This is a genomic window from Streptomyces sp. SID1328, from assembly GCF_009865595.1.
Taxonomy (GTDB): Bacteria; Actinomycetota; Actinomycetes; order Streptomycetales; family Streptomycetaceae; genus Streptomyces; species Streptomyces griseoluteus.
On sequence record NZ_WWKH01000481.1, the window covers coordinates 1 to 748 of the forward strand.

Annotated in this window: 1 protein-coding gene and 1 pseudogene; one reads left to right on the forward strand and one right to left on the reverse strand. The window is 73.0% G+C overall.

Going from position 1 to position 748, the window contains the following annotated elements; genetic code table 11:
• Window positions 1-170: 170 nt before the first annotated feature.
• The gene (locus GT030_RS14775; protein WP_346009639.1) at window positions 171-503 is read left to right on the forward strand and encodes an HAD-IA family hydrolase; all 333 of its coding nucleotides are present in this window, start codon (window positions 171-173) and stop codon (window positions 501-503) included.
• A gap of 97 nt (window positions 504-600) precedes the next feature.
• On the opposite strand, the pseudogene GT030_RS14780 reads toward GT030_RS14775, so the two are convergent.
• Window positions 601-748: pseudogene (locus tag GT030_RS14780) on the reverse strand (IS481 family transposase); the annotation flags it as partial.

Consider the following 748-nt stretch of genomic DNA (forward strand, 5'->3'; position numbering starts at 1 on the left):
CAGCTTCCGGGTGGTCAAGCGTCACCACGACGAGTACTAGGCCGTAACCGAGCACTACTGTGAGCCCCGGCCCGCTGGAATCGGGCCGGGGTCTCAGTTTGGGCCCATGTGCGTGGCGGTCACCCCCCCGGTGGCCCTGGCGGTGCCGGATACCGGGCGCGCAGCATCCGGTGTCCGCGCCGCCGTCCCTCGCCTTCACAGGCAGCCTGGAGTTCTCCTGCCGTACCGGGAATGCCCGCTGGGTCGGTGTGGTTGAAGTCCGCGCCTGCCGGCGGCTGGGCGTCGCACCCGGCGAAGCGGTGGTCTTCGAGGACTCCGCAGCGGGCCTCCAGGCGGGCCGACGCGCGGGCGCCCGCTGTATCGCTGTGGGCCAGGCCGCCAGGACGCCCGCCCTGTGCCGGCTCGCCGACCACGCGGTCGAGGACCTCACCCGGGCGCCGGTCATCGGCCCCGCCGACACCGTCGTGAGCCGACGCCGCGCCGGTACCCGCGCGGCCGGGTAGCCGACGGCGGCCCGTCACATCGGCCAGCCGGAACCCGGGCGCTCCCGTCAGGCATCAGACCGACCGGTTCCACGGGCGTGTGCACCCGCACCAGATGGACCCGCTCGACGCGGGTGATGCCGTGCTCGGCAAAGAAGGCTGCGGCCCGCCGCAGGAAGTCGGCGCAGGTGAGGGCCTTCTCGTCCGCGTGAACCTCGCTGTAGGCCAGGCGGGAGTGATCGTCGACGGCGGAATGGATGTAGTCG